The 21,677-nt window shown below is 44.7% G+C and carries 17 protein-coding genes and 1 tRNA gene; 5 read left to right on the top strand and 13 right to left on the bottom strand.

The features are described 5' to 3' along the window. Positions 1–79 precede the first annotated feature (79 nt). From infC to rplT, 3 genes are all read left to right on the top strand, one after another. Complete coding sequence (infC, locus tag AC1EK4_RS07140) at positions 80–760, top strand: translation initiation factor IF-3 (protein ID WP_480357615.1); 681 nt, start codon at positions 80–82, stop codon at positions 758–760. A gap of 83 nt (positions 761–843) precedes the next feature. Then, positions 844–1,041 (top strand): 50S ribosomal protein L35, encoded by a 198-nt coding sequence (rpmI, locus tag AC1EK4_RS07135; protein ID WP_036898929.1) that lies wholly within the window; start codon positions 844–846, stop codon positions 1,039–1,041. A 41-nt stretch (positions 1,042–1,082) separates the two neighbouring features. After that, positions 1,083–1,427, top strand: coding sequence for a 50S ribosomal protein L20 (gene rplT / locus AC1EK4_RS07130; RefSeq protein ID WP_036898932.1), 345 nt, complete (start codon positions 1,083–1,085; stop codon positions 1,425–1,427). Positions 1,428–1,642: 215 nt separating this feature from the next. On the opposite strand, the gene AC1EK4_RS07125 is transcribed toward rplT, so the two are convergent. The 5 genes from AC1EK4_RS07125 to sppA all read right to left on the bottom strand — a co-directional run bounded on the left by AC1EK4_RS07125 (position 1,643) and on the right by sppA (position 6,549). Then, positions 1,643–1,715 (bottom strand) — tRNA-Phe (locus tag AC1EK4_RS07125). A gap of 102 nt (positions 1,716–1,817) precedes the next feature. Then, entirely contained in the window at positions 1,818–2,894 is a 1,077-nt protein-coding gene (gene thiL, locus AC1EK4_RS07120) for a thiamine-phosphate kinase (RefSeq protein ID WP_036898935.1), read from the bottom strand. A gap of 14 nt (positions 2,895–2,908) precedes the next feature. Continuing rightward, a complete protein-coding gene (locus AC1EK4_RS07115; RefSeq protein ID WP_084589739.1) occupies positions 2,909–3,721 on the bottom strand; it encodes a purine-nucleoside phosphorylase in 813 nt (270 codons plus the stop codon). Then, positions 3,606–4,781 carry a tetraacyldisaccharide 4'-kinase gene (gene lpxK / locus AC1EK4_RS07110; protein ID WP_480357612.1) on the bottom strand — a complete coding sequence of 392 codons (1,176 nt, stop codon included), beginning with the start codon at positions 4,779–4,781 and terminating at the stop codon, positions 3,606–3,608. The genes AC1EK4_RS07115 and lpxK overlap by 116 nt, the downstream gene beginning before the upstream one ends. A 4-nt stretch (positions 4,782–4,785) precedes the next feature. Then, positions 4,786–6,549: a signal peptide peptidase SppA gene (gene sppA, locus AC1EK4_RS07105; RefSeq protein WP_036898944.1), complete on the bottom strand. Its 1,764-nt coding sequence runs from the start codon at positions 6,547–6,549 to the stop codon at positions 4,786–4,788. A gap of 107 nt (positions 6,550–6,656) precedes the next feature. Between sppA and AC1EK4_RS07100 the strand changes: the two genes are divergently transcribed. Next, positions 6,657–7,382 carry an SDR family NAD(P)-dependent oxidoreductase gene (locus AC1EK4_RS07100; protein WP_036898947.1) on the top strand — a complete coding sequence of 242 codons (726 nt, stop codon included), beginning with the start codon at positions 6,657–6,659 and terminating at the stop codon, positions 7,380–7,382. A gap of 23 nt (positions 7,383–7,405) precedes the next feature. Beyond that, complete coding sequence (axeA1, locus tag AC1EK4_RS07095) at positions 7,406–8,800, top strand: acetylxylan esterase AxeA1 (RefSeq protein WP_036898950.1); 1,395 nt, start codon at positions 7,406–7,408, stop codon at positions 8,798–8,800. 130 nt (positions 8,801–8,930) lie between these two features. Here the strand turns inward: axeA1 and AC1EK4_RS07090 are convergent, their stop codons facing one another. From AC1EK4_RS07090 to AC1EK4_RS07055, 8 genes are all read right to left on the bottom strand, one after another. Then, positions 8,931–9,293 carry a hypothetical protein gene (locus tag AC1EK4_RS07090; protein ID WP_480357610.1) on the bottom strand — a complete coding sequence of 121 codons (363 nt, stop codon included), beginning with the start codon at positions 9,291–9,293 and terminating at the stop codon, positions 8,931–8,933. Positions 9,294–9,511: 218 nt separating this feature from the next. Further along, the gene (locus AC1EK4_RS07085) at positions 9,512–11,380 is read right to left on the bottom strand and encodes an outer membrane protein assembly factor BamB family protein (protein ID WP_480357608.1); all 1,869 of its coding nucleotides are present in this window, start codon (positions 11,378–11,380) and stop codon (positions 9,512–9,514) included. 88 nt (positions 11,381–11,468) lie between these two features. Continuing rightward, complete coding sequence (locus AC1EK4_RS07080; RefSeq protein WP_480357607.1) at positions 11,469–13,172, bottom strand: RagB/SusD family nutrient uptake outer membrane protein; 1,704 nt, start codon at positions 13,170–13,172, stop codon at positions 11,469–11,471. 32 nt (positions 13,173–13,204) lie between these two features. Beyond that, positions 13,205–16,597: a SusC/RagA family TonB-linked outer membrane protein gene (locus AC1EK4_RS07075; protein ID WP_480357605.1), complete on the bottom strand. Its 3,393-nt coding sequence runs from the start codon at positions 16,595–16,597 to the stop codon at positions 13,205–13,207. A gap of 97 nt (positions 16,598–16,694) precedes the next feature. Next, positions 16,695–18,008, bottom strand: a complete 1,314-nt coding sequence (locus tag AC1EK4_RS07070; RefSeq protein WP_480357604.1) for a transglutaminase-like domain-containing protein — start codon at positions 18,006–18,008, stop codon at positions 16,695–16,697. 16 nt (positions 18,009–18,024) lie between these two features. Beyond that, complete coding sequence (locus AC1EK4_RS07065; RefSeq protein WP_036898969.1) at positions 18,025–19,179, bottom strand: dipeptide epimerase; 1,155 nt, start codon at positions 19,177–19,179, stop codon at positions 18,025–18,027. A 12-nt stretch (positions 19,180–19,191) separates the two neighbouring features. Then, a complete protein-coding gene (locus AC1EK4_RS07060) occupies positions 19,192–20,247 on the bottom strand; it encodes a C40 family peptidase (protein ID WP_231725632.1) in 1,056 nt (351 codons plus the stop codon). Positions 20,248–20,488: 241 nt separating this feature from the next. Further along, complete coding sequence (locus AC1EK4_RS07055) at positions 20,489–21,337, bottom strand: hypothetical protein (protein WP_062434460.1); 849 nt, start codon at positions 21,335–21,337, stop codon at positions 20,489–20,491. Between the last annotated feature and the right edge of the window lie 340 nt (positions 21,338–21,677).

Here is a 21,677-nt window from a genome sequence, read left to right as displayed (position 1 = left end):
CGTGGAAAAATTTTGCTAGTCAAGTGAAAACTCGTAACTTTGCAGCCGTTTAGCAAAAACTGTCACATAAAATAGTTGAATGAAGAATGACAAAATGAAAAACCAGTATCGCGTAAATGAACAGATACGCGTACGTGAAGTCCGCATCGTAGGTGAAAGCGGATCAGAGGTGATTCCTACACGAAAGGCGTTGGATATGGCTCGTCAACAAGGGGTAGACCTTGTAGAAATCTCACCAAATGCCCAGCCACCGGTTTGTCGTATCATTGACTATTCGAAGTTCCTTTACCAGCAAAAGAAGCATCAAAAGGAGATGAAGCAGAAGCAGGTGAAGGTAGAAGTGAAAGAAATTCGCTTCGGACCGCAGACGGATGAGCACGACTACCAGTTTAAACTGAAACACGCTCAGGAGTTTCTCAATGAAGGTAACAAGGTGCGTGCGTATGTTTTCTTCCGTGCCCGTTCTATTTTGTTCAAAGAACAAGGTGAGGTGTTGTTGCTACGTTTTGCCAATGACTTGGAAGAGTATGGTAAAGTAGAACAGATGCCTAAGTTAGAGGGGAAGAAGATGTTCCTCTATCTTGCTCCGAAGAAAGCTGCTGTTGTAAAGAAAAGTCAGCAGAAGATGGATCGCGAAAAGCGTGAAGCAGAAGCTAAGGCTGCCGCTAAGGAAGAGCAGGCTGTACTGGCAGAGAAGAACGGATTGTTCGCCAATGCTAAGAATGGCGAGGATGTGCTGAGCAAACTCAAGGGAGAGTAAATCTCTCATAGAAAGAGAAAAAGTGCGTAACGCCGGGTATATGCGTTGCCACTCTATATAAATAACAATTAAACAACAAAAAAATGCCAAAAGTTAAGACAAACTCCGGTGCAAAGAAGAGATTCTCTTTCACTGGTACAGGTAAGATTAAGAGACATCATGCTTACCACAGTCACATTCTGACTAAGAAGACAAAGAAGCAAAAGAGAAATCTTGTTCATCAGACATTGGTGGATGGGACAAACTTGAAGCAGGTTCGTGACTTGCTGTGTCTCCGTTAATTATTACTTTTTAGTCGAACTTTTTAAATTAGCAGAAAACTATGCCAAGGTCAGTAAATCACGTTGCTTCTAAAGCAAAGAGAACTAAAATTCTGAAGCTCACAAAAGGTTACTATGGAGCTAGAAAGAATGTTTGGACGGTAGCAAAGAATACATGGGAAAAAGGTCTTACCTATGCTTATCGCGATCGTCGTAATAAAAAGCGCAACTTCCGCTCATTGTGGATTCAGCGTATCAACGCAGCTGCTCGCTTACAGGATATGAGCTACTCTACATTGATGGGTGCTCTACACAAGGCCGGTATCGAGATTAACCGTAAGGTTCTTGCCGATCTCGCTGTCAACAACCCTGAAGCATTCAAGGCTATCGTTGATAAAGTGAAGTAAGGTATATCCTCTACAAACACGATATGAAAAGTGTGTCAGATGTTCTGACACACTTTTTTGTTGCTAGTTAGTTTATAGAATGTAGCTGAATTGAGTGTTTGTTGTGGATATGAGTGAGGATAGGGCGAAAAGAAAAGTGTCATCAACTCTTTAAGAGTGATGACACTGATTATAAGTTTACCTATTACGCATTCTTAAAAAGAATTTGCTAGAAGTGGTGCCACCAGGAATCGAACCGGGGACACAAGGATTTTCAGTCCTTTGCTCTACCAACTGAGCTATGGCACCATAGTCATTTAAAAGGTGTTGCAAAGGTATATATAAAAGCTGTAAATATCGAATGACCGCGATAGTTTCCCTTGGTGGTTAATAAAAATTAACTATATAAGGCTATTTACCGGACTTAGCCATTGGATTCCAACCTTGTGCTAAAAGTTCAAACTCGTTTCCATCTCTACTGATGAGCTGCTTACCAAGTTCTTCTTTTGTGATGTGTCCGATGAGCCGCACGCCTTCAATGTTTTCTATTTTGGCATGGTCGCCAATGGGAACTGTGAAGAGTAGCTCGTAGTCTTCGCCACCATTGAGAGCACAGGTGGTAACATTCAGGTTGAATTCTTCTGCCATGACGGCTGTTTGATAGTCGATAGGGATGTTCTTTTCGTATATGCGGCATCCACAATGGCTCTGCTTACAGATGTGTAGGAGCTCACTACTGAGTCCATCGGAGATGTCCATCATGGCTGTAGGATGGATATTTGCCTCGCGTAATTTTTGTATCATATCTCCACGAGCTTCCGGTTCCAGTTGGCGTTGGAGCAGGTATTCCTTGCCGGCAAAGTCGGGTTGGAAGTTACGAAGTTGTTCCAGTGCATGCTGGTCGTTCTTCTTTTGAGCTTCTTCCACTTGTTGGTAATAGACCGATTTCTCGCGTTCGAGCAACTGTAAACCCATATATGCGGCTCCGAGGTCGCCCGTTACACATACGAGGTCGGTATCCTTGGCTCCATTACGGTACACAATATCCTCTTTTGCTGCTTCACCGATACACGTGATACTGATAGCCAGTCCGGTATAAGACGAGGTCGTATCGCCACCTACAATGTCGATATTCCACTTGTCGCAAGCCATACGTAGTCCACTATAAAAGGCTTCCATATCCTCAACTTTGAAGCGTTTGCTGAGCGCTATGTTGACAATCATCTGCCTTGGTGTACCATTCATGGCGAAAATATCGCTGATATTCACCATTGCCGACTTATATCCGAGGTGTTGAAGGTCGATATATGTGAGGTCGAAATGTACCCCTTCCATCAGCATATCGCTTGTTACGAGCACCTCTTTGTCAGGATAATGAAGTACGGTGCAGTCGTCTCCCACACCATACTTTGTCGATTCGTTCTTGATTTGGATGTCTTTTGTGAGTCGTTCGATGAGTCCGAACTCTCCCAATTCAGATATTTCCATATATTAATATCGTCTTATTCTGTTCTTTTAATCATCTCGCGCATAATCTCGGTCATCAATGGTTGAGCACGATTAGCAGCTTCCTGCACTTCTTCGTGAGAAACTTCTACAGCCTGACCTTCCAATCCTAGATCAGTGATGATGCTGATTCCGAATGTGCGGATGCCACAGTGGTGAGCCACGATAACCTCTGGTACGGTGCTCATACCTACAGCGTCGGCTCCCATACGATGGTACATTCTGTATTCAGCGGGGGTCTCGAAGGTCGGACCTTGTACTCCCATGTACACACCATGCATCACTCTGATGCCCTTTTCTTCTGCGATTTTGTCGGCCAAAGCAATAAGGTTCTTGTCGTATGGTTCGTGCATATCGGGGAAACGAGGACCTGTCGGGAAGTTCTTTCCGCGTAGTGGATGCTCTGGGAAGAAGTTGATATGGTCGTCGATAATCATCAAATCACCGATTTTAAAGTCGGGATTCATACCTCCGGAAGCGTTGCTTACGAAGAGAGTTTTAATTCCCAGCTCGTACATGACGCGCTCTGGAAACGTTACTTCCTTCATGTCATAACCCTCATAGTAATGGAATCGTCCCTCCATCGCCATGATGTCTTTACCTCCAAGTTTACCAAATATCAGCTTACCTGCATGTCCTTCGACTGTAGAGACGGGGAAATTAGGAATTTCACTGTATGGAAATTCATAACTATCAGTTATCTCTGAAGCTAATTGTCCGAGTCCTGTTCCGAGTATGATTGCCGTTTTTGGACTTGTTGTCATCCTTTCCTTTAACCAGAATGCTGTTTCTTGAATTCTTTCGTACATAGTCAATGATTTTTTTATTGAATTGCTCTTCGTCGTCGAGCATGAATTTTATTTGGATGGGAAGTGCATAGATATGACTCCGTACAGGTTCGCTGAATCCATCTAAGATGCTCAGTCGGGCGGCATCTTTCTCTGTTGTGAGGATGATGCGAGGCTCTGGTAGGGCCATGAATGTTCTTTCTATCTCTTCAATATCGCGTGCTGTGAAGCGGTGATGATCCGGAAAACTCATCGGTGTGAGCGTTTTGACGCTGGCCGTAAGGTCTTGTTCCATTTGCTGTGGAGAGGCAATGCCGGTCAAGAGTAGCGTGTTATAATTCTTCAAGTCTTCTTTTTCAATTTCCTTGTCAATGAATACAGCCTTTGGGTCTGCATATTCTATGGTGGAGAAGAAAAGACTCTGATAAGGATATAAGTCCATTGCCTTGGTCAATACACGAAATTCCATCGGGTTCAAATCCTTTGGACATTTGGTGATAATAACGATATCAGCACGATTTTTTCCGGAATGTGGTTCACGAAGTCTTCCTGCCGGCAGCAGTTTATCGTAAATAATAATGCGATGATAGTCGACTAAAAGAATGTTGATGCCGGGTTTTACATAGCGATGCTGGAATGCATCGTCTAGCAAAATGACGTCGGTATCGTTGGTAGCTGCATCTGTTGTGAGCCTATCAATGCCTCTACAGCGCTTCCCATCTACCGCAATATAAATATTAGGATATTTCTTTTTCATTTGGAAAGGTTCGTCGCCAATTTGCTCCATAGCCGTATTTTCATCGGCAAGCAGGTATCCTCGTGATTTGCGCTTGTATCCTCGTGACAGCACTGCGACTTTAACCTTATCTTCAAGTAGTCGAATCAGGTATTCCACGTGTGGAGTTTTACCCGAACCACCCACTGTAATATTTCCTACAGAGATAACAGGTATATCAAAAGCTTTACTTTTGAGCACACCCATTTCAAAGAGACAGTTTCTGAATCTGACCCCTATGCCATAGAGCCAACTTAATGGTAATAGCCATTCATTGATTTTTATCAGATCTCCTTCTGTTCTCATTGCGTTATTGTATTCTTAATATGTAAGGCATGGCAGCTTGCAATCTGTCCCTATGTTGCATATCTTTGATAAGTTTGAAAGTCGTGTAGTATTCGCCAAATGTAGTTTCCAATTGTTTGTCAAGGAAACTGCTGTTATCCGGTATAGCCATAATGTTATCCAACCAGCTTTTGGCTTCAGGATAACTAGCGGTACCGTAATTCTTCAACTTTGCCAGTTCGGCAGCTTTAGCTATGGCCTTATTCAAGCCTCCAAGTTCGTCTACGAGACCTATTTTGATGGCATCTGCACCTAGATAAACATGACCTTGAGCTATGTTTTCCACTTGTTCCATAGACAACTTCCTGCCTTCAGCCACCCGTTTCTTGAACAGTTTGTATCCATTCTCAATGGCTGTTTGCATGATATTGAACTGTTCACCGGTCAAGAAGTGACCACTAGCCCCAAATACGGAGTTACGATTGGTCTTCACCTCGTCGAATTTCAGGCCTAACTTCTTGGTCATTAGTTCTGATTGGTCGGGAAGTAGTCCGAAAATACCGATGCTACCGGTAATCGTTGTGGGATCGGCAACAATCCAATTGGCCGGACAACTCATGTAATATCCACCCGATGCGGCTGCACCACTCATCGAGATTACCACCGGTTTCTTCTTGCGTAACTCGGCTACTTGATGCCATAGTTGTTCCGATGCGTATGCATCTCCACCTCCGGAGTTGATTCTTATAACTACAGCTTTTATATCATCATCGTCAGCTAAATCTTGTAAATCGCGGCAAACATCTTTAGCTACAATCTCATGATTTTCACCAAACATACTTTGTGGCATCTTGTTGTTTACTATATTTCCGTATGCATAGTACACAGCGATATGCTTTTCGGCACTTTCACTTTTCTGTGCTACCAACTCTGATGGTGTGATGAGATTCAGTTCCTCGTCTTTATCTATACCGATAGCTTTCTTTACGACATCCTTGATTTGGTCGTTATAGTACAGTCCATCGACCATTTTGTAACCAACCATCTTTGAAGTCTCCTCCATACCAATCAGTCTGTCAGCGTAAGCGTTAAGAGAATCCTTCGATATTTTACGACTGCCGGATACTGCATTTAATACTGTGTCCCACCATCCATGGATATATCGTTCTGTCTGTTCGCGATTTGGATCGGACATTTTGTCCTCAGTGAACATCTCCACGGCACTCTTGTATTTGCCCATTCTGAATGGAACGACCCTTACACCCACTTTAGCTAGCAAGTCTTTCACATATACCATCTCACCACCTATACCTTTCCAAGTAATCGAACCAATAGGATTCATGTATACCTTGTCGGCAGCTGTGGCCAAATAATAGTTCAATAGTGAATAGTTCTCACCGTAGGCTATTACTTTCTTTCCACTCTTTTTGAATTCCAAAAGCGCATCGCGTAACTCTTGCCTTTGTGCTATATCGGCAGTCAAGTTGCCTGATTCCAAATAGATACAGCTGATATTATCATTATGGGCAGCCTCGTTGATAGCTTCTATATAAGTTTTGAAACTGACACCCGTATTTCCATAGAGTTGGTCACTCAATGTTGTTTCGTCTTGTTCAGACATGTTTCCGTCGAGTTTCAGCAACAGTACTGAGTTTGATTCTAGCTTCTTGGTAGAGCTATTGGCTGTTATCATACCGATAGCACCGATGAAACAGAAGAACACTGTAATAATTCCGAAGATAAAAAGGCCTACAATTGTGGCAAGTACGTTTTTGAAAAAATCCTTCATATATAGCTTTTGGTTTCAGAGATGATATGATGCAAAGATACGTGTTTATTTTTATTTTATTTGCTAAAGAACTATATTTTAATCAAAAAGAATTAACTTTGTACTTCATGAAAAAGGCTGTTATCATGGGAGCTTCGTCGGGAATAGGGCGCGAAGTAGCCCTACTTCTTTGTCAAGCCGGTTGGCATATCGGCATTGCTGCACGACGTTTGGATGCTTTACACGATATTCAAGCGAAGTATCCTGCACAGGTTACTATCTCGCAGATAGATGTTACGACGATGGATGCGCCAATCTTGTTGACTCGCTTGGTCGAAGAGATGGGTGGGATAGGCCTTTATGTTCATGTATCGGGTGTAGGAAAGCAGAATCCTATGCTTGAACAGTCTATAGAGACAGCCACGGTCGATACCAATGTCAGCGGTTTTACACGTTTGATTGATACCATGTTCCATCTCATGGAGCATCAGAGATATGGCCATATAGCTATTGTTTCGTCTATTGCTGGTACTAAAGGACTAGGTCCGGCTCCCTCTTATAGCGCCACCAAAGCCTATCAAGCCACCTATATTCAAGCTTTGGAGCAGTTGGCTCATAGCCGTCGATTACCGATTACATTTACCGACATCCGTCCGGGATTCGTAGATACCCCCTTGCTATCGGGTGGTCGTTATCCCATGTTGATGGATAAGGAGCGAGTGGCACGTGCTATAGTTCGCAGCATATTGGCTCGTCGCCATATTGTAGTGATAGATTGGCGCTATGCTGTTCTCACTTTCTTCTGGCGATTGATACCCAATTTCATTTGGAGACGTATGAAATTGACTAGATAAAACATAGAACTAATTACTTTTATATGAGAAACTTATTACTACTTTTCGTCTGTTTGCTATCCTCGGTGACAGGGTGGGGCAAGACGGTAACTTTCCAATTAAAACTTGCAACAGGTCGTAACACCGTGTTGACGGCTTATCTCCCCGACGCCTCTGTAGCTACCGGGCGTGCCGTTGTAGACTGTCCGGGTGGCGGATATACGATACTTGCCACCGATCATGAGGGACACGACTGGGCTGATTACTTCAATCATCAAGGCATAGCCTACTTCGTTTTGGAATACAATATGCCACATGGCGACCGCAATGTGCCTCTAACCGATGTCCGACAGGCTCTCCGTACGGTGCGTGATAGTGCGTCTACGTGGCGTATCAATCCTGCCGATGTGGGCATTATGGGCTTTTCTGCCGGTGGTCACTTGGCTGCCATGGCTTCTTGTTTGTTGAGTTATGCCGACCGTCCCAACTTTTCTATTCTCTTTTATCCAGTTATTACGATGAAGCGTGGCACTCATGTCTCTTCCAGAGAACAGTTGCTTGGCTCGTTAAAAGACGATGCTGCCATGCAAGAACTGTATTCCATGGAGACTCGTGTACGCGTGCATAGCACGCCACCAGCCATTATTCTGCTAGCCAATGACGATGATGCGGTGAATCCGATCTATAATGGTATAGCCTATTATTCGGCCATGCGACGTGAGGGGAACGACTGTTCGCTCTATGTTTATCCCGGTGGTAGTCATGGATTCGGGTTTTGGTCGAGTTTTGGTTATCACGACCAAATGCTGAACGACCTCACTTCTTGGCTCCATCATCTTAAGTCTCCGCGTCCCGATGCAATTCGTGTGGCTTGTATCGGAAACTCTATTACGGAAGGAATGGCCTTGAGTATGGCCTCTCATACGAGTTATCCATCTGTGTTGCAACAGCTGTTGGGTAGCCAATATCATGTTGGTAATTTCGGTATATTAGCCCGAACGCTGCTTCGCAAAGGTAATCTGCCGTACGTAAATGAACCGTTATGGAGAGATGCAAGGGAATTCCAGCCGAATGTAGTGGTACTGAAGTTGGGTACTAATGATACCAAACCGGAGAATTGGCAGTATGGTCAAGACTTTGCCAGCGATTTGCAAGCTATGGTCGATACCCTTAAAGCCTTGCCCACTCACCCTACAATCTATCTGTGTACGCCCATTCCCATCTTCAAGCCCACGTGGAATATGAGCGATTCTGTGCTGGTCAACTCTATCATTCCAACTATTCGGAAGGTAGCAAAGAAGAATAAATGCAAGGTTATCGACTTGCATACGGGTTTTTCTCCCTACGGTCATTTGGTCATTCAAGATGGTGTTCACCCTAACGAGCGGGGAGCTAAAAAGTTGGCAGAACTCGTTGCGACAGAATTAAAGAAGCATTAGACTCCATACTTATAGGAGTTGTCTTTGATATTTTATTTCCTTTTAAAAAGACTACAGGCATGGTGTATCCAGCGTTCTATGCGATACACCATGCCTGTTTAGCTTTAGAAAAGCTTTTACCTTCTCATAATCAATGTCTTGTATGATGTTGTTTTTGTTTGCTCCTATATATATATTCCATCCAATTCTCGTCCGGAAGACTTTTCCAAAAATCAACATCGTTTACCCATAATCCTAGTTTTATAGTCACTAAAAATGCAGTATTCGTTGCTTCTATTTCTTTTACTGTCTTATCAAAGAATATTACGCCGGTCATATATTCTATTCCATCTGGTTGACTCCATGGGCCAACTGTAGAGGTTGACATATGTTTTATGGGGAATCCACCTTGTTTAAGAGTCTCATAAGCCATGGAAGCTGGTCGCCCAATAAGCATTTTCTTGTCTTTCACTAATCGTTTTAGGAAGTTCTCTTTCTCTAATTCTGTTTCCAATGGAGGAACATACGTAGTCCCCGTGGTTTGCGCATTGCCAAGTATACATAGCAAGCCAAGCAAACATAATGTTATTAGTCTTTTCGTATAATTGTTCTTTATGGCTGTTTATCTCAAAAATCTTAAATTTCAAAAGGGGCTATTTGGGGCTGCTGCATGAGCCAAACAGCAATGCTGTCAAGCCCATGCAGCAATGCTGAAAAGGCTTGGCAGCACGGTCAATGTTTTAAGAGGTAGATGCAACCATCGGTAGATGTGGTGACAAGATGGTGTTTATCGATGGGTACAACGGTGTTAACCAGCGAGTTACCCACTTTGTGTTGCCATTTGATACGGCCGGTCTTGCCATCGAGTGCAATCACCAACCCCTCTTTGGTGGTGCTGAATACCGTGCCATCGTATTCGGGTAGCATGGTTGTGGCGTGCTCGTAGCCGAATCGGGCATTGGTAGCCCACAGTTGTCGGGGGATGTCTGATGTGGCACTATAGCAGACGATGCTGTCGTTCATAGTCTTGGCGTAGATGCGCAGGCCATCGGCTGAGAGGCCAATACTTTCGCGAACCATCGATTGCTTGGTACTCCAAAGCGTTTTACCTGTGGTAAGATCGATAGCAGTCAGTACTCTACGAGGGTCTACGATGAATACGCGACCGTTGGAAGATACCGGCCATACAGCAGCAGGCGAGAAGTGCATGCGCTGTTCGCCATTAGTCCAGCGCCAACGTTCGGTTCCGTTTGTCGTGTTCAGACAATAAAGGGTATTGTCCCACGCACCGAAGATGATGGAACTATCTGTTACGAGTGGCAAAGTCTCAATATACCCTTTGACACCCTCGTACTGCCATTTCTGTTGACCCGAATAGAGGTCGATAGCTCGGAATATGCCGTCGCTGCCACCTACATATACCGTGTGGTGGGTGATGTTGATGGCTCCTAAGACCGGAGCATCGGTATGAACCGTCCATAAGTTTTTACCACTCTTGGCATCAAATCCATAGATATTTTTATCGGCTGAACCACATACTACAATGCCATCTGTGGCAGCAGGTGTACCCACAATGCGTGCTTTCAGCGATTGTTGCCACTGTTGCCGGCCGTCTTTCAGTCGATAGGCCGTGAGATTTCCGGCGTCATCGCCCACGAAGAGGTGGTCGTTGAGTATGGCAGCCGATGAGAGGATGGCCGTACTGGTGGCTAGTCGCCATTGTGCCTTTACCTTGGAGTATTGTTTGTTGACACTATAGTCGGGGTATTGTTTGGCATGGCCTTGGTGGTCGAAGTAGTTGGTATGCAAGGATAAGGCAACCATCGGACGACGTGAACCGTCGGAGTTTTGTACGTAAGAGGTGATGGAATCGGGAGTAATCGTGAAGATGCTATAGCCCGTGGTGCCTTGCTTGTCGCGCAAGTTGCTGCGAGTGAGCATTCCGGGAAGACCGTCGTAATCGAACATTTTGTTGCGATGGTAATGTCCGCCGATGAAAAGGCGAACGTTATAAGGGCGTAGAGCATCGGTCACTTCGTACCAATTGTCTACGTCTCCCGGCAATATGGGATAGTGGGTGACCAACATTACGGGCAGCCGAGGATTGCCTAGTCGCTGGCTCTGTGTCTCTATCTCGTGTTTGGCCCAAGCTATATCTTGGGGTGGAACATGGCCTAATGCCATGCGGATGAGTGGCCCGGAGTTGAACCCGAGGAAGAGAATGCCCCCATGGATGAATGAGAATCGTTCGCTACCGAAGATGTCGGTGAAGGCTGTACAGCCCGATTCGCTCCACTTGGTCTCGTGGTTGCCCATGATGGTGTAATACTTATAGCGTAGCAAATCCAGACAACTTTTAGCCTTTTGTAGTGAGATGCGGTCGCCATTATCGGTCAGGTCGCCGGTGACGAGTACAAAGTCGAGGCTGTCGGTAGCGTTGATGGCAGCTACAGAGCGTAACAGGTCTTCTGTAGGTTGTGGGCTGTTAGGATTCAGATGGAGATCGGTGATTTGGGCAAAGCGGAAATGTTTGATTTGCTGTGCCTGCATAGAAAGGAAGAATCCTATGAGAAGCACTATCAAACAAAAAGTTTTTTTCATGTATGTGTTGTTACTGTTGTGTCGTATAAAAATAAAAACCGTGCCTGACCATCGGTTCAGTCGGGCACGGTTATGATAGTATTGAGTCTTACCAGTTAGGATTCTGTCCGGTGGAAGGGTTCAAAGTAAGCTGGCTGTTGGGGATAGGATAGAGGTAATACTTGTTGTTGAATGTACGCGTAGCAGAGGTTCCAATCATGTAGTGGTTCTCGTCTACCTTCACGGCATTGTCGGTCATGTTGGTGAGGTTGGCACCACGATTGATGTTAGGATACTTGTTGGAGTCGAGTTTGTCAAGCTGATGCCAACGTACCAAGTCCCAATAGCGGTACCAGTTGTCGGTCATCAATTCGCAACGACGGCAGCGACGAATCTCCCAAAGTAGGTCGCTGACACCCATATTATTGGCTGGGTCGGCAGCAACGGTTGTTGTCATGGCGGGGAGTCCGGCACGCTTCTGTAGCAAGTTGATGGTCTTGTCGAGGTCGGCATTGGTAATGGTACCTAATTCGGCCTTTGCTTCGGCATTATTGAGTAGCACTACGGCGTACCAATAGAGCGGAGCATCGGTATAACCGGTGTTGGTGTTGGTGCGGTAGTAGGTCTCTAATGTGAGGTTATCATACTTTCGGATGGTGTAACCTGTCGATGAAGTCATCTCTGCCGAACCCGAAGGTTTGCCCTCGTTGTTCAAGCGTGCCCATCCATGCCCTTTAAAACAGATGATGGAATCGAGCAAAACGCTGAGTCGACCGTCGCGTTCTGCGAGCAGTTTGCTGATAGAGAAGTTGCCATTCTTGTTGATAATGGCCTTGTCGTCTTTATTGCGAGAAGTGGTAGCCAATGGCTTTCCATCGGTAAAGAGGAATGCATCGAAGGCGTCTTTCGTGATACCGCTGATGGTGGTAGAGCTACAAGTGTAGTCGATGGTTCCGTGCATGACCATATCTTTCTCGTAGTTGCGGAAGAAAATGATTTCACTGCAGTTGTTCAAGTCAAGACTATTATAGATTTCACCATACTTGTCGGTCAACTTATAGGTACCCGAAGCGATGATGGCATCGGAAGCATCGGCACTCTCTTGCAGGTATTTCTTGACACGGGCAGCATCGGGAGCCTTGCCATTATCGGTTTGTGTGCGGTATTTACAGAACGTGCCTTCGTAGAGACAGATATCACTCTTCATGGCTAGTGCCATGTTTTTGCTCCATGCAGTCTTATCCTTGGTGGTTCCAAGGTTGGCAATGGCGTAGTTCAGATCGTTGAGTACAGAGTCCATGACGACGTCTCTATCGGTGCGAGAACCATAGATGGTAGGGTCTTCCGGGTTCAGAATTACTTTGTTCTGCCACTGTACGTTACCGTATTCGCGTACCATTTGGTAGTATTGCCATGCTCTGTTGAGACGACCTACAGCTTTATAGTAAGTACGATTGGCAAGGGTAGAGTTTTCCAAACCTTGCAACATGTAGTTGATACGGCGTATCTCTGTGAATCCGCCTGACCAATCACTGGCTGTAGAAGGGATGGTCTTGAAGGTCCAATCGGAGAAATTGGCATTCACTTGGTCGTCGGATAGGGTCTTGAAATAGAACCATCCGGCACCGCCACCAGAACTGTAGCCGGTGTAGTTGTCGTAGAACTTATTGCTATAGCTGGCTACGTCGTTGGCGTTATTCCAAAAGCTTGGGTCGTTGGTGAACGTGTCACGAGGTGACTTTTCCAAAAAGTCGTTGCAGCTAGTCAGCATACAACCGGCCAAAGCCATGATATATAGGATTGATTTTTTCATAATCGTAATATCTTAAAGTGTTTCTATTAGGTTTAGAATGTAACTTGCAGACCTACCGACCATGTGCGAGTGATAGGATAAGTACGTCCCCATGTACCGTATGAGAGTGAACCTTGGCCTTCGTTCATTTCGGGGTCGACAGGCAGATTGCCGCTACCTTTGTAGAGCAGACAGAGGTTGTCTACGCTTCCATAGACGCGAAGTTTCTGGATGTAGAACTTCTTACTGAGAGAAGCAGGCATGGTATAGCCCAATGTGATGTTCTTCAAGCGGAGGTAAGCCATGTTAACTAAGTACTTGGTCTGAGGATAATAGTTGTGTTCACCACCGATGGGTGCAAGTCCGGAAACATTGCCTGAACCTTCGTTACCCGGATAGAGACATGGGAAATCGTTGCTCTCGCTGATATTGGTGTTCTTACCTGTAGGGTCGTAGACGTTGTACTTCGTTTGGTTAGCATAAATGGCAAGGTCGGCAGCACGCATCTCCGGGAATGCAAATGCAGACTTTGTCCACATGTCGCGCTTACCAACTCCTTGGAAGAAGAGGTCGAGGTCGAAGCCTTTATAGTTGCCACCGAGGTGAAAGCTATATTCGTAGCGAGGTAGAGTGTTACCGATAACCTTCAAATCTCCGTGATCATCGGCTGTACCTTTACCACCGTCGATGACGCCATCACCATTCAAATCTTTGAATTTAATATCACCGGGACCATATACGAAGTTATCGGTCTGGATACCAACTTGGCTAGCTACGCCACTCTTATACTTCCAACTACCATCGGCATTTTTGCCGTCGAAGTCGTTTTCGGTAAAGTAACGTTCGGTTTCGAAGCCCCAAATATCGCCCCAATTTTCACCTGCGTAAGCGTAGGTTCTTGCATTGTTGTCGCCTACGATGCCACCGGTGTAGCCAATAACCTTAGAGTTGTTGTTCCACTTCTGCACCTTTACCTTAGAATCGCTGATGCTGAAGTTGGCATATACGCCTAAGTCTTTGTTGAGTTGCTTGCGATAACTGAGCGAGAGTTCCCAACCGCGTGAGCGTAATTCGCCTGCATTGGTGTAAGGAGCAGCAGCACCTACACTGGCCGGAAGGGCTGTACCGGGAGCTAGCATGTTGGTGGTAGAACGCTGGAACCAATCGGCTGTTAAGTTCAAATCGCCATTGAGGAAGCTTAAGTCGATTCCGGCATCGAGTGTATGGATGCGCTCCCACGTCAAGGTAGAGGATACCCAAGAGGGGATAGCAAACTGGGTGACTTTGGTACCAGCGCTGTTCAACCATGTAATTTTAGACTCTGAGTAAGGACTCATCGTAGAGATGAACATCCAATCTCCTACAGCCTCGTTACCTATCTCACCGTAAGAGAAACGCAACTTACCACTTGAAATGTATTTATGAAGGTCTTGCCAGTAGGGCTCTTCGGTAAATCTATAACCGGCAGAAATGGATGGGAAGAAAGCCCACTTGTCTCCGTTGGGGAAACGGGAAGAGCCATCGTAACGTCCGTTCAGTTCGAGTAGATAGATACCCTTGTAGTCGTAGTTGATACGACCGAAGTAACCGGCAGAGGCACGATCGCCTGTCGAAGAGTCTAGGGTGGCTTTCTTTAAATCGCCATAAGCCAAATTGATTTCGGGATAGTTCTCATCATAGAGCTGTGTGCGATTTACATAGAAGTAGTCTGATTTATAGTTTTCGCCATTGATACCGACCATGACGTTCAGATTATGGGCGTCGTTCCAAGAGTGGGTGTAGTTCAAGTAAGCGTTGGCAGCCCAACGTGTCTTCTTGGTATTCCAACGGGTAGCGCTTGAAGCGGTTGGCTGAACGATGTATGTGGGACTTGTTCCCGACCAGTTCATGCCATATACGCTATGGTCGCTCGACTTGAAGTTGAAGTTTTCTACATTATATGTGTAGTCAGCATTCAGTGTCAAGTCTTTCGTAATGTTGGCTTTGATATACGCATTGAGGCTCATTTGGTCGTGGAAAATATACTGTCGAGCAGCCTGTTTCTGCAGAGCTACGACACGATAATCGTTGATAGTGCCATCTTCAGACTGCATATAGCCCGACGGAATGAAGAAAGAGCCCCAACGCCATAGGTACTGATAGATGTTATTGTAGGTATCGGCGCGCCCCATCTTGCGGTGAGTATAGTTCACTCTGACGCCTGCGCTCAGCCAGTCGGTGATATCTGTGTTGATATTAACAGTGGCATTATACTTATCTCTGATACCCGGATTGAACTTCATGATATCTTGTTTACTGCTGTAGCCGTATGATGCGTAGAAGTTGGTACGACCGCTGGAACCACTCAAAGAGATGTTGTGACTCTGTGATGGTGCGGCGTTGTTGTACCATATTTTTTGAATATCGTAGTCGGCATAGTACATCGGTTGCCCGTTGACAAAGGCATAATCGCCTACGTTACTGTCGCTCTGCCATGGCTCCATAGCACTGTATCCCTTACGACCACTGTGTTGTGCTTTCCATTTTTCGGCATAAGGGAGTAGCTTGTCGAAGTACATACCGAACAATTCTACAGATCCTGAGCCTGCTCTTGCCTTGGCTGCGATGGCTGCATTCAACTGGGTAGGAACATCGGGATAATCGGGAAGGTAGGTAGAACTGTCCCAACCGAACTTTCCATCGTACTTCACAGAAACCTTATCGCCTCGTTTTCCCTGCTTGGTTGTAATAAGGATGACACCGAAAGCAGCGCGGCTACCATAGATAGCAGAGGATGCGGCGTCTTTTAAAACAGAGATAGAAGCGATGTCATTGCCATTGATCATGGAGAGGTCGTCGACCGGAACACCGTCTACAACAATCAGAGGTGAGGACTTCTGACCATTAGAAAGCGTACCCAAACCACGAATTGTGATAGATGGAGTGCCGTCCAAATCGCCACTAGAGTTTAGGATGCTCAAGCCGGGAACGGACCCTTGAAGTGCTTTTGTTACGTCTTGTTCGGGGCGACTGCCCAATGTCTTGTCGAGATCGACGTTGGCAACGGCACCCGTCAGGTTTACTTTCTTCTGCTGACCGTAGCCTACTACTACGACTTCATCGAGCAAAGCGTTGTCTTCGGTAAGCTTGATCTTCATCCCGTTGGAAGCTTTTACTGTAACGGTCTTGTAGCCTAGGAACGAGATTGTGAGCTTGGCGTTGGTACCGGCTTTGAATGAGAAGTTACCATTCAAGTCGGTAACGGTTCCTCGTGTCGTTCCCTGTTCGGCAACACTGGCGCCAATGATAGGCTCGCCTTGGCTGTCGACTACTGTACCTTTGACGATTTCTGTCGTCTCACTTTTGCTTACAAACTGAGGAGGATTGGCTGCATACGTAGATGCCAAGTTCCCCATAGTGCCACCATAGAGGAGGAGTGCACTAATAAGTGTGATTTGTTTTTTCATAAGCGATGTATTAAAGTTATAATAAAATTGTTCTTGTTTTCATGTTTATCGTATTCGTGGAGTAGGGAGATATGCCCTTTTGAGATAGTCAAACTTATTAGAGGTCTTGACGTTCCAGATTCCACGACCACTTGTCGAAATATAGATTGCCACCACGCCATTCCACTTCGCCACGTTGAAAGTCTACGGTTTCACTTCGCGGATAAGTCTTGGTAGGGTATAATGACATGCCAAAATCTTGGTTGACTACCATGCGCCATGAGTCGAGACCACCTAAGAAGAACCATTTCTCGCGTTCGTTTTGGGTATAAGAGGGTATGCCGAACGATATATCTACAGGCACCCAGCCGATTCCTTCGAAATAGATTTCACACCAATCGTGTAGATTTTCATTGTCGGGATGTAGCATGAAGCCACTTTGGAAGTGCGAGGGAATACCGCAAATACGGCATAGGGTGGCGAACAATAATGTGACTTGTCCGCAGTCGCCATGCTTGTTGAGAACCACATATTCAGGGATATTCTCAATCGTAGAGTATTCTCTAGCCGATGCCCACGGATAGTTGGTATCTATATAAGCGAGTATTCGACGGGCTTTCAACAGCGGATTGCTTTCTCCACGCGTCAGACTATCGGCCAAATGACGTAACATCGGGGTGAAAATCATGTGCTTGTCACGCTCCGAGGTGTATTGTTTATAAAGCTTACTATGGGTATTGTATGGCTTGATTTGGTCAGGGCTTAGGCCTGCCCAATAGCCATAAGTGGTGTATTCGAAAGTTTCTGAGAAGATTGTAGGTTCATCGGCTTTGGCTCGTTTCTCCATGTAGAGAGTAGAGTGAGCATGATTCTGTGGTGAACGTTGATATAGTATCTCACTTGTACTCAACAGTTTTACGTTGGTTTGTCGGGCTATATCGGTTCTCGGAAATGGCAACCAACATCTGATAAGTTCTCCTGCGGGTACGGCATTTGGCTTTACGGTCAAGGTATAAGTTACCTTGATGCGCTTTGGTTCTGCCAAATGAGAGACTTTGTCAGCATTTTGAATGATAAATGGTACATTGTCTTTGTCCTTCTCTTCATAGCCTTCTTGCGACAAGCCTTCCTTTTCTGTTTTGATACGGATGCAATCTTTATCAATTCTGAAAAGGTTGGGAGCGGCGTTGTGGAAATAACGTTTCTTGCCATCTATGACCATACTCTCCAGTGCATGAGATGCTTCCCATATATCCATCTGCTTGTCTGTCACATCAGGAATAAATCGTTGGATGTAGGCTTTGACCTCGTCTCGACTTTTATTGAAATCGACTAACAGGCGATGATGCAAATCTTCTTCCCATGAGTAAGCGCTTGCTGTCAACGAACAAGCGGCAAGAAAGGATAGTAAGATAAGACGTGGAGCACGCATGATATTTCTTTTTAGGTTATATTTTCACAATGCCAATACCGGGACGGTCGGGTAGTGTAATCTTTCCTTTTACGACTTCCATTCCTTTGAAACGGTCGTTAGAGATGAGAAGGTTTCCGTCTAGGTCGGCAAAGTCGACTGCGGGTGCCAATTGGGCGGCCGCACTGACTGCACAAGAAGTCTCTGTCATACAGCCCACCATTACTTTCATGCCAATGGAACGAGCATAGTTCAGCATTTTCCAAGCCTCGCGCATGCCGGTGCATTTCATGAGTTTGATATTGATACCGGAGTAGGCTCCTCGCACATTCTCAATATCTTTCAGTCGCTGGATGGCTTCGTCGGCAAAAATAGGCAGCGGACTTTGATCTGTAACCCATGCAATGTCGTTTTTCATCTCTTTGGGCATGGGTTGCTCTACCATCACGATGCCTTGCTCTTTGAGCCAAAGAATCATGTCGAGAGCCATTTGGCGGTCTTTCCATCCTTGGTTTACATCGACGGCAATAGGTAGATTGGTGACGCTTCTAATGGTCTGAATGAGTTCTTTATCGTTGTCTCTGCCAAGTTTCACCTTTAATATATTGAACTTATCAGCACATTCTTTGGTTTTTTGTCTGACCACTTCGGGAGTGTCTATACCGATAGTAAAGGTGGTTGAAGGAGCTTTCTGCTTGTTCAGTCCCCATATCTTATACCATGGTGCACCAAGAAGTTTGCCCACTAAGTCGTGCAAGGCGATGTCTACTGCGGCTTTGGCTGCCGTATCACCCGGTGACAAACTGTCTACATAGGTAAGTATATCTTCAAGTTGGAAAGGATCATTGAAGCGGCTCAAATCCACCTTTTGTAGGAATGTCGTCACACTGTGTACGGTCTGTCCTAAGTATTGGGGCATAGAAGCCTCACCATATCCCGTCACTCCCTCATATTCAATTTCCACTTGAACATCGGGAGTCATGGTGCGAGAGTAGGTAGCTACGGTGAATACATGGCGTAGCTTGAGATCGTAAGGGAAGAATCTCATTTTGAGTTTCCCTGATTTTCCTGCGCGATTGATATTGATGGCAGGAATCGTTACATGCTTGATGGCATCTATCTTGCCTGTAGAGATGGCTGCACCTAGTGTAGCCAATGTGGCCTTTTTAATAAAATCTCGTCTGCTACTCATCGTAATCAATATTTATTGATAATAAGTATTGTGATTGGTGGTCATCATTCCTTCTTCCTTATTAATATAAGGTAAGATGCGTTCCGCCCATAATAGTCGGTTCAAGTCGTATTCATCGTATTCTTCATCATCGGGATTGAAACTGCTGATATGAACAAATCCTAATGAATGGATGAATTTCTTATTACCTATATATATACCCACATGAGAGACGCGAGGCTTGTTGGTCTCTGCATTTCTGGAACCGAAGAAAACCAAGTCGCCCGGTTTTAAATTGCCAAAATCAGAGGTAATGTCAATATGTTCTCCTTTGTAAGCCTGTTGGGAGGCATCACGTGGAATAATAATGTCGTGCATAAAGAGAGTGGTACGTACAAAACCGCTACAGTCAACGCCCTTGGTACTCGTTCCACCCCACATATATGGTAACCCCATCAGGCTTTTCCCCGTAGCAATGATACTTTGTGCATCGTACTTCAAATGCTTGCGCCAATGACTCAATAGATCTCCGTCGGTCTTCTTCAAATATCCCTTTCGACCATCGGGATAAGCTATGTGGAAGAAATATTTGGTGCTGTTTAATAGTTTGAATCGATTTCCGGCTACTACATCGCTCATGGTTTGAGAACTTAATTTTGGTTCAGAATAGACCATACTGTAGATACTTGTTACAACTACTTGTTCTGAAGCATTCCATTCTGCATGCTGTTCAGCGCTGACATGTGTAACCGTTCGTGTTAATGTCCAGCCAATATAATCTTCCGGAGTCTGTATCTTGGTCCATTCGTGGCTTTCACCTAGTATTTTGACAGGCATTCCTAAGAGCGCTTGGGAAACTTGCCCGGAATCGTAATCATCAGCTTGTCGCATGTTACAAACAGAAACGGTGACGATTCCCCAACTCTCCATAGTTTGCTTAATAGTAGCATTGGAAATTTTTGAAGAATTTTTTGGCTTGCCTGTAAAAGGACGTGCCAACTTCTCAAAGGCATGAGCCTTTTCCAAAATCAATGTGGAACCGACTGTAGCAAGAACTGCTTTTTTAAGAAAATCTCTTCTTGTGTACATGGTCATAAGCTTATGATTAATTGGCTACTAAAATACGATAAAATAAAAATAAATGCAAGAGAAAACTTTAAATATATGTAAATTTAAATATTAGAAATATATTTTTGCATTTAAAGAAGGCGGTATAATGCTTATTTATATTTGTTTTGGGGATGTAAGATAATCTTTATTATAAGATTCCAGTTATCCGGTTTGGTATAGTATTGGTTGCTATAGCACAGTGTTGAAGAACTATTATTGTTTAGGGAGTCTGGAAATTATTTCCATGATAAGTAATCAGCCCTTCCAAAGAAGATTCCACAATAGCTGCGGGAGTGATGCTGAATTCGTCACATACTTCTAATAATAGGTCGGAATAGGTGTGAGCTACGTTACCAATAAAACTGATGGGGTAGTCTTTATAAGGTAATTGTGCGATGTTGCGTTTGAAGAAGCTACGGAAATTATTGACAATCAAGTCGTGTACATATGGATTTCCGGTATGTGGTGTGAGGAAAAAAGCCGTCTTGGCCAAATAATAATTGGGTCTAGGTTCGTTGTATACGGCATTCATCACTTCATCGGCATTTGTATAATTCTGCTTGTAAAAGGTGTGGGCCAGTTCTTCGGGTGCTAAATTTTTCAGTACATCAGATAGAAAACTCTTACCAATGGCCGAACCACTACCTTCGTCTCCTAAAATGAATCCACAGGTTTTGACGCTTGATACAATTTGCTTGCCGTCGTAAAGGCATGAGTTCGACCCCGTGTCTAGGATGCAGGCAATGCCGGGCTTGTCTTGGCAGAGTCCTCTAGCTGCTGCCACAAGATTGCTTTCTACGGTCACCGGCGTGCGAAACTGAGAGATAAGAGAGGCCTTCACGGTGTTTTTACGAGTTTCAGTATCGCATCCTGCTCCGTAAAAATAGATATGTTGAATCTTTTTGTGAAAAAACTCTTCGGGGAGTCCTAGCCTGATGCTTCTGCTAATCTCTCTTCGGTTCTGAAAATAAGGGTTTAAACCATCAGAGCGTTGTTGCTCTATAATCTTACCATTTTCAATTAGTACCCAACTCGTATGTGAAGAACCACTTTCTGCAATTAGTTTCATCATGGTCGTCGTATTATCTCAAAGTTAAACGATCTATTAAAGTTTACTAGAGCAAAATTATAAAAAAAAATAGAAATAAGGCAATTTTTGAGATTTATTTATAATCGTTATTAATCCTATGATTAATAGGTGTTATCTCGCAAGTTCAACATAGAACTGCAATTTCAGGTGTAGGTTTAGCTTAATAATCTATACCAGAAAACACCGAGGGGTTTGGGGGCGAGCAGCCCCCATGAGTGGAAAATCAACAAGCAATGCTTAAAAAATAAAAAAGGGAGACCTCTGTCTCCCCAAGATTAATTAACTTTGTATTGTGAAATATCATCAATTAACCTCGGAG

The organism is Prevotella sp. C0026C3 (assembly GCF_056590795.1).
Note: the sequence above shows the minus strand (reverse complement) of the source record. Positions and strands in the feature narration are given on the sequence as shown.